Here is an 8,597-nt window from a genome sequence, read left to right as displayed (position 1 = left end):
GTGCTGTTGCGGGTGCCGCGGGGGCGGGTGCCGGGGCGGGTGCAGCCGCCGTCATGGTGGGTTCTGCCGGCGCAGGGGTGGCTTCTACTGGCGTGGAAGCCGGTGCGAGGCCCCAGGCGGAGTCGACAGCTGACACCGGTGCTGGTGCTGGCGCTGTTTCCGCTGGTGCCGCAGCAGCCGGAGACTCCCGGCTAGTAGGTGCTTTTGGGTTTGGCTCAGAGCTCGCTGAGCTGTTGCCGCCAGCGACCGCGACGATCTGGCAGTCGATGCCGATGGTCTTGTGAATCGCTTGCCGAAGGTTCTCAGAATGATCCGCACGTCCGAACGCACCTGCAAGGCCGCCCGTGGTGAATGCCAGAGTCAGCACCTGGCCATCGAAGCGGGCCACCTGGGCGTTCGGTTCCACGAGCGCCCACGTGCTGCGCTTGATCTTGGTCAGAGTCTGCAGAACATCCGGCCATGCGCGACGAAGAGCCTCCACATCACCGCTGCCTCCCTGTGCGGGAGCTTGAGCGGGGACCTGTGCCGGAGCTTGTGCGGGGGCCTGTGCCGGAGCTTGTGCGGCGGGCTGCGGGGCCGGGGAAGGGGCCGCGTCAGTTGATGGTGTTGCCTGCTGCGGCTGGCGCACAGGAGCCTGCGATGCGGCGGCCTCTGGTGCACGGCCAGCAGCTGGGCGGTCGTCCACCGGCCAATCGTTGGTGGACACCCGCGGTGGTGTGATGGCATCCCGCGAACCAGTGTCGGCAGACGGTTGAGCGGCAGATACATCCGGCGCGGTCGGCGCGGCCGCGGACTCCGCGGGCATGGCCGGCGCTGGCGTGGCCGGCGCTGCAACGGGTGCATGCCGGGACACGGTAGGAGCCTCCGGGACGGTCGCTCCAGTAGGGGTCTCCGCTACCGTCGCAGCAGGTGCAGGTGCAGGTGCAGGTGCAGGTGCAGGTGCAGGTGCGGGCGTAGTAGCCGCAGCTGCGGGCGGGCCGGCAGCAATAGCCGGGGTGGCGCCGTCGCCCGCGTAATTCAGGCGACGTTCCACACGGTCAATACGGGCAGCGATGCCCCGCTCGGTCTGCTCAGCGCTGGGCAGGAGGATGCGGGCACACAGCAGTTCAAGGTGAAGGCGCGGTGACGTGGCGCCCGTCATCTCCGTCAGCGCGGTATTGGTGACGTCCGCCGCGCGGGACAGCTCGGCAGCACCAAGGTTGGTTGCCTGGTTGCGCATCCGGGCGATCTGGTCCGCCGGCATGCCGCGGAGGATGGCCTGGGCGCTCTCGGGCATGGCCTGGACGATGATGAGATCGCGGAAGCGTTCCAGGAGGTCCTCGACGAAACGCCGGGGGTCGTGACCGGTCTGGATGACGCGGTCCACGGCTTTGAAGACCACCGCGGCGTCGGACGCTGCCACAGCGTCCACGATGTCGTCTAGCAAAGACGCGTGCGTGTAACCGAGCAGGGCAACAGCAAGTTCATAGTCCAGGCCATTGGGACCCGCTCCGGCCATGAGTTGGTCCAGGACGGACAACGTATCCCGGACCGAGCCGCCACCTGCACGGATGACGAGCGAGAGCACGCCGGGGGCAACGGGAACGTTCTCCTGGTGGCAGAGGAGCTCAAGGTATTGCATCAGCGGCTCAGGCGGCACCAGCCGGAAAGGGTAGTGGTGCGTCCGCGAGCGGATGGTCCCGATGACCTTGTCCGGCTCTGTGGTGGCAAAGATGAACTTGATGTGTTCCGGCGGCTCTTCAACGATCTTCAGGAGCGCGTTGAAGCCGGCCGACGTGACCATGTGGGCCTCGTCAATGATGAAGATTTTGTAGCGGTCCCGGACGGGGGCGAAGGTTGCGCGTTCGCGGAGATCGCGGGCGTCGTCCACGCCACCGTGGCTGGCGGCGTCGATCTCGATCACGTCCAGCGAACCGGAACCGCCACGCGCCAGTTCGATGCAGCTGGGGCACTTGCCGCAGGGGGTGTCAGTGGGGCCCTCGGCGCAGTTCAGGCACCGCGCGAGGATGCGCGCGGAGGTGGTCTTGCCGCAACCGCGGGGGCCGGAGAAGAGGTAGGCGTGGTTCACGCGGTTCTTGCGGAGCGCCGTCATCAGCGGCTCCGTGACGTGTTCCTGCCCGATAACGTCCGCGAAAGAGTCCGGGCGATACCTTCGATACAGGGCAGTTGTAACAGTCACAAGTGAAACCTACCTATAGGGACTGACAGTTAAAGTAAGTGACCCCTCATGCACCCGCCAGAGCCCATCTACCCTTGCTACCTTCCGGTCCTGGGGGAGTTCAACAGGATGACGCCACATGAGGGGCCGTCGACAAGCTTACCCGAACTTGGGTTGGGGTTCGAATCGGCTCCAAGGGCTGTGGATAAGGCTCGACGGCGGGTGGTTGGGTCGGGAGTCCCCGGGCATGGGGACATCCTGTCAATAAACTTCGGCTACAAACAGGTCTCAACCATTGCAAATCACCCCACCACGGCGGACCATGGGTATGTACACCGATTGGGGCAATCTCAAGATTGTGAGCTGCGTGGCCTGGGAGCGAGGGGCCGGACCCGGTAGCTCAACGGTGAACCGCAAGAATGGGCGCGTTGGGGGCGTCCATTTTTCCGTTAACGGACGGGTTTCGGGGCCTTCCGGGAGGGGTAAATCAGCCCGATTACACGATGCTGAAATTCTCAGGTACAGTAGTATCTGCTTTCGAATCGGAAGCAAGGAGAATTCGCCTAGCGGCCTATGGCGCACGCCTGGAACGCGTGTTGGGTTAACGCCCTCGGGGGTTCAAATCCCCCATTCTCCGCCGAAAAGGCCCCTGGATCTAGCCGATCTGGGGGCCTTTGTCGTACCCGGAATCGAGGCTTTGCCCGAGACCGAGACCGAGACCGAGACCGAGACTGAGACGCGAGCCTGGGTAGTGCGCTTCTCCCGCCTCACGCCCCGCTCCATGCGTCCACCCCGCATGTCCTATGACGCGCTTGGCCGGCCTGACATGCCCTCATAGGATGGCTTGGACTTGCTCGTCATCAGAGGGGAATCCGGTGCCGGACTTCAATGCAGTAACAGTCCGGGGTAGACACCTTGCGGTCCCACCAAGCCGGGCTCGGGCGGCGGACCTGGACGCCATCAGGCTTCTTGGAATCGTTGCCGTTGTAGTTGGGCATGTCTGGACGTACGGGCCGTTCACTGACGCACTGTTCGCGTGGCATGTCCCGGTATTCTTCATCCTGACGGGCTACTTGTGGAAGCCGGGCCGGACGCTGCGGGACGAGATCACCCGCCGCTCCAAGACGCTCCTGGTCCCGTACGTTGCGTGGCTGGTTGTTCTCAGTATTGCGTTCACTTCCGTGGAATATCTGCGTAGCGGATCACTGCCGATCGAAGCGCTCCGAAACGCCGTCTATGGTGGAGCGTTCGCGGTACGCCCCTACTCTGCCTTCTGGTTTGTGCCGGTCCTCTTTTTCACCGCTGTGCTGTGCCGCTTGCTGGAGCGCTTCCCCGCACGGGTAGCGTGGACCACGGCTGCAGTTGGCCTGGCAGTGAGCATCCTGGCGGGCTCCATGATGGCAAAGATGCCCTTGGGAATAGCTTTGGCAGTTCCTTGCCTGGTGTTCGTTCTCGTTGGACGTGCGTTGCCTGAGCTGGTCCGACGTATCCGATATAAGGCAGCCGTGGGGCTGGGGCTTGTGCTCGCCGGCGTGGCACTGACGGCGGGTGGCGCGGTGCAGCCGTTGAACATGAAGGACGGCGACTTCGGCACCGCGGTGTTGAGCGTGGTCAACGCCTCTGCAATCAGTCTCGGGCTGATCCTCGTCTTGTCAGCGCTTTACCGCGTGGTCAGTCCTGCGGTGAACCGCCTCACTATCCAGCTGGCGTCCACTGGGCTGGTGGTGGTCCTGACCCACGCGTTTCTCCTCTACCTGCTCAACACGCCTGCCTCGGGAGCGATTCTTGACGCCGTGGTGGCTTTAGTGGTGCCCTTTGTTCTTGCGCTGCTGGTGACCCGCTCGCCACTCCGGCGATGGCTGGTGGGTTAGTCAGCGGCAGGAACTAACCCGCTCTGACCATGTGCGGCCGCCACCCGTTCCAACACTTCGCGGCACGCTGCGGTTGCCGGGTGAATCCGCCCGGCCGTCCTGGTGGACGTGAACACGGTTCGCTTTGGCAGGGCAGGAAGATCCAGCAGCTGCACCGTCCGCGAACGCCCGGTCCACACAAGGTCCGGCATGAGTGCCACGGCGTTCCCGGATTCGATGAGCCGGATCTGCGCTTGGAGATCGGCAGTTTCGTAGCGAACATCCGGTTCGAAGCCCGCCGAGCGGCATGCCTGCTCGGCCCAATGCCGGGAAGCAGCGCCCCGGGGTTCCATGACCCACGGCATCGAGGCGGTGTCCGCAAGGGAGGAAACAGTTTCGCCGCCGAGTCCCACGGGGGGAGTGGCCAGCCTGATGGCGTCGCTGGTGAGGATGACGCGGTCCAGTCCGCTGTGATGTGGAGCGGCATGGCCGGGATACTGCTCAGCCACCACCAGATCGAAGTCCCGCGCCCACGTTTCATACAGCGCAGTCTCGGGTTCTCGTTGGGTCATCTCCACCCGCACCTCGGGATACTCCTGCCTCATGATGCTCAGGAAGTCAGGGAGCAGGGCCAGTGCGGCAGATTGAAAGACGGCCAAGCGCACGGTTCCGGTAACCATGGACAGCGATGCCGCGAGTTCGGTTTCCGCGCGCTCCAACGTCTCCAGCAGTGCCGCGGTGTGGGCCACCAGAATCTCCGCCTGCGGGGTCAGTTGCACCCGACGTCCGGCTTTGCGCAGGAGTTCCACGCCCGCTTCCTTCTCCAGCAAGGTCAACTGCTGGGACACCGATGAGGGGCTGTATTGCATGGCATCCGCTACCTCGGCGAGGGTTCCGCGGATCTTCAACTCGTGCAGCAAACGCAGCCTGCGGACGTCCAGCAAGGCAGCCTCCAAAGGTTCGGGATGGGTAATGAATATTCGTCAGAAAAGATCGCTTTTCCTAACGTGATTGTAGATCCATACTGATGGAAACAAACAAACTTCTCCGTCCCAGAAGGAGCTCCCATGACCAGCACACTCCCGGATGCCACCGCCCCTCGCGTCCAGGAATCGGGGCAGTTCGATGCCCTGGCCCAGGAAGCCATCGCCTTGGTCCGCCACTGGCTTACCGAAGCCAGCAAGATCCCCGTGGATGTATCCGCCCAGCGCCTTGCCGGCGTCTTGAAGGACCCGAACGGCCTGGACTTCACGGTTGGATTCGTCGACGGCGTCATCCGCCCCGAAGACCTTTCGGTCGCCGGCCGGAAACTCGCCGAGCTCGCTCCCAAGGTGCCTAAGTTCCTCCCGTGGTACATGCGCAGCGCTGTCCGCGTTGGTGGCGTCATGGCCCCGATCGTTCCGCAGGTTGTCATCCCGATCGCCCGCCGGGTACTCCGCGAAATGGTGGGTCACCTGATTGTGGACGCCACCGACGCGAAGCTCGGCCCGGCCATCGCCAAGATCCGCCAGGACGGCGTTCATCTGAACGTGAACCTCCTGGGCGAAGCAGTCCTCGGGGAGCATGAAGCACAGCGCCGCCTTGAGGGCACCCTGAAGCTTCTCGCCCGCGATGACGTGGACTACGTTTCCATCAAGGAATCCTCCACCGTGGCACCGCACTCCCCATGGGCCTTCGACGAAGCCGTGGACCACGTGGTGGAGAAGCTCACCCCGCTGTACCGCCTCGCAGCGTCCTTCCCCAAGCCAAAGTTCATCAACCTGGACATGGAGGAATACAAGGACCTGAGCATGACCATCGCGGTGTTTAAGCGCATCCTGGACATGCCCGAGTTCAAGAACCTCGAGGCCGGCATCGTCCTCCAGGCCTACCTCCCGGACGCACTCGGCGCCATGCAGGAACTGCAGGAATGGGCTGCGGCACGCCGCGCCCAGGGTGGCGCTCCCATCAAGGTCCGCGTGGTCAAGGGTGCCAACCTTCCTATGGAGCAGGTTGAAGCTTCCCTGCACGATTGGCCGCTGGCCACCTGGGGCAGCAAGCAGGACTCGGACACCAGCTACAAGAACGTCATCAATTACGCTCTGACCCCGGAGCACATCGACGCCGTCCGCATCGGCGTCGCGGGCCACAACCTGTTCGATGTCGCCTTCGCGTGGTTGCTGGCCAAGCAGCGTGGCGTAACGAAGGGCATTGAGTTCGAGATGCTCCTGGGCATGGCAACCGGCCAGGCCACTGCAGTCCGCAAGGATGTAGGCAGCCTCCTGCTCTACACACCGGTGGTGCACCCGGGCGAGTTCGACGTCGCCATTGCCTACCTGATCCGCCGCCTCGAAGAGGGCGCCAGCCAGGAAAACTTCATGTCTGCCGTCTTCGAGCTCAGCGAAAATGAAGCCCTGTTCAAGCGCGAGCAGAAGCGCTTCCTGGACTCCCTGGCCAACATGAAGGACGAGGTCCCAGGCCCCAACCGCAAGCAGGACCGCCGCCTCCAGGCAGAGCCCGCGCCGCTCGAGGGCTTCAGCAACACCCCGGACACCGATCCCGCACTCCCGGCCAACCGTGCCTGGGGCCGCGAGATCCTCAAGCGCATCCCCGGCTCCACCGCCGGCAACAAGATCGTGGAGTCCACCAAGGTCTCCGACGCGGCCGAGCTGGAGCGCATCATCACCACTGCCGTGGATGCTGGAAAGGCCTGGGGCGCACGTCCCGCCGCCGAGCGTGCCGCCATCCTGCACCGCGCCGGCGAGGTCCTGGAAGCCCGCCGCGCTGAACTCCTTGAGGTCATGGCTTCCGAAACCGGCAAGACCATCGACCAAGGCGACCCCGAAGTCAGCGAAGCAATCGACTTCGCGCACTACTACGCCGAGCGCGCCAAAGACCTGGAAACGGTCGACGGCGCCACGTTCGTCCCAGCCAACCTCACCGTGGTGACACCCCCGTGGAACTTCCCGGTGGCGATCCCCGCAGGCTCAACGCTCGCAGCGCTCGCCTCAGGGTCCGCCGTCGTGATCAAGCCTGCAAAGCAGGCCCGCCGCTCCGGTTCCGTCATGGTGGATGCGCTCTGGGAAGCCGGCGTGCCGCGCGAAGTGCTGGCCCTGGTGCAGCTTGAAGAGCGCGATCTCGGTACCCAGCTGGTCTCGCACCCGAGCGTGGACCGCGTCATCCTCACCGGTGGCTACGAAACTGCTGAACTGTTCCGTTCCTTCCGCCAGGACCTGCCGCTGCTCGCGGAGACGTCCGGCAAGAACGCCATCATCGTCACGCCGAGCGCTGACTTGGACCTCGCTGCCAAGGATGTTGTGTACTCGGCCTTCGGGCACGCAGGCCAGAAGTGCTCTGCTGCCTCACTGGTGATCCTGGTGGGCTCGGTGGCCAAGAGCGCCCGCTTCCACAATCAGCTCATTGATGCCGCCCGCTCCCTGACGGTGGGCTACCCGGACAACGCCACCACGCAGATGGGGCCGATCATCGAACCGGCCAACGGCAAGCTCCTGAACGCGCTCACCACCCTGGCTGACGGCGAAAGCTGGGCGATCAAGCCTGAGCGCCTCGACGAGACCGGACGTTTGTGGTCCCCGGGCATCCGTTCCGGCGTCAAGCGCGGCTCGTACTTCCACCTGACCGAGTTCTTCGGCCCGGTCCTGGGCGTCATGACCGCCGAAACCCTCGAGGAAGCCATCGCCATCCAGAACGAGATCGAATACGGCCTCACCGCCGGGCTGCACTCTTTGGACTCCGCTGAAATGGGCGTCTGGTTGGACACCATCCAGGCCGGAAACCTCTACGTCAACCGCGGCATCACCGGTGCGATCGTCCAGCGCCAGCCGTTCGGCGGATGGAAGAAGTCGGCAGTCGGTGCGGGCACCAAGGCAGGTGGACCGAACTACCTGATCGGCCTGGGCAGCTGGCTCCCCGCCGAAGCCAAGGCCAAGCGCGGCACCATGCTCCAGGGTGCGGCTGCGCAGATTCTCTCTGCTGCGAAGTCCGCGGATGTCTCTGCTGAGGAAATCCACACCCTCCAGCAGTCGCTCTTCAGCGACGCATCGGCTTGGGAATCCGAGTTCGGCACCACCAAGGACGTCTCCGCACTGTCCGCTGAGCGCAACGTCTTCCGTTACCGCTCCCTCCCGGTGACCATCCGCCTCTCCGAAGGCGAGCGCCTCGCTGATCTGCTCCGTGTTGTAGCAGCCGGCGCGGTGGCGGGCTCCAAGCTGACGGTGAGCTCCGCCGTCGTGCTTCCCGATTCCGTGGTGACCGTGTTCGCGAACCTGGGCGTTAGCGTCCGGATCGAGGACGACGCCGCGTGGCTGGCCCGTGCAGCAAAGTTCGACGCCGGCCGGATCCGCCTGATCGGTGGCGACTTTGCCGCGCTGAGCGCAGCCATGGGTGGCCGTCCGGACGTTGCGGTTTACCACGGTGTGGTGACGCAGGCCGGCAGGATCGAGATGCTGCCGTTCCTCCGCGAGCAGGCCGTGTCCATCACGGCCCACCGCTTCGGCACCCCGAACCACCTCTCTGATCACCTGATCTAGGGCGCGACATCCAGGGCCCGGCATTTAGGGCTTGGCCACGAAGGCCGGGCAGGACGGATT

The 8,597-nt window shown here is 64.6% G+C and carries 4 protein-coding genes, 1 tRNA gene and 1 other RNA gene; 3 read left to right on the top strand and 3 right to left on the bottom strand.

Going from position 1 to position 8,597, the window contains the following annotated elements:
* Together BACI9J_RS18035 and ffs are read right to left on the bottom strand one after the other, a co-directional pair.
* Window positions 1-2,179: DNA polymerase III subunit gamma and tau (locus BACI9J_RS18035; RefSeq protein WP_159735577.1), on the bottom strand; the 2,179-nt coding region annotated here is incomplete at its 3' end.
* Between the two features lie 34 nt (window positions 2,180-2,213).
* Window positions 2,214-2,310: signal recognition particle sRNA small type (gene ffs / locus BACI9J_RS18030), an RNA gene on the bottom strand.
* 400 nt (window positions 2,311-2,710) lie between these two features.
* Between ffs and BACI9J_RS18025 the strand changes: the two genes are divergently transcribed.
* Window positions 2,711-2,795, top strand: a tRNA-Ser gene (locus BACI9J_RS18025).
* A gap of 238 nt (window positions 2,796-3,033) precedes the next feature.
* On the top strand, window positions 3,034-4,029 hold the full coding sequence (locus BACI9J_RS18020; RefSeq protein WP_236558753.1) for an acyltransferase family protein: 996 nt from the start codon (window positions 3,034-3,036) through the stop codon (window positions 4,027-4,029).
* Here the strand turns inward: BACI9J_RS18020 and BACI9J_RS18015 are convergent.
* Window positions 4,026-4,952, bottom strand: a complete 927-nt coding sequence (locus tag BACI9J_RS18015; protein WP_159735575.1) for a LysR family transcriptional regulator — start codon at window positions 4,950-4,952, stop codon at window positions 4,026-4,028. The two genes, BACI9J_RS18020 and BACI9J_RS18015, sit on opposite strands and share 4 nt — an antisense overlap.
* A gap of 123 nt (window positions 4,953-5,075) precedes the next feature.
* Between BACI9J_RS18015 and BACI9J_RS18010 the strand changes: the two genes are divergently transcribed.
* Window positions 5,076-8,537 carry a bifunctional proline dehydrogenase/L-glutamate gamma-semialdehyde dehydrogenase gene (locus BACI9J_RS18010; protein WP_159735574.1) on the top strand — a complete coding sequence of 1,154 codons (3,462 nt, stop codon included), beginning with the start codon at window positions 5,076-5,078 and terminating at the stop codon, window positions 8,535-8,537.
* Window positions 8,538-8,597: the final 60 nt, after the last annotated feature.

Origin of the sequence: Arthrobacter sp. 9V (genome assembly GCF_902506065.1) — a bacterium.
In the GTDB taxonomy this organism is placed as follows: domain Bacteria; phylum Actinomycetota; class Actinomycetes; order Actinomycetales; family Micrococcaceae; genus Arthrobacter.
Note: the sequence above shows the minus strand (reverse complement) of the source record. Positions and strands in the feature narration are given on the sequence as shown.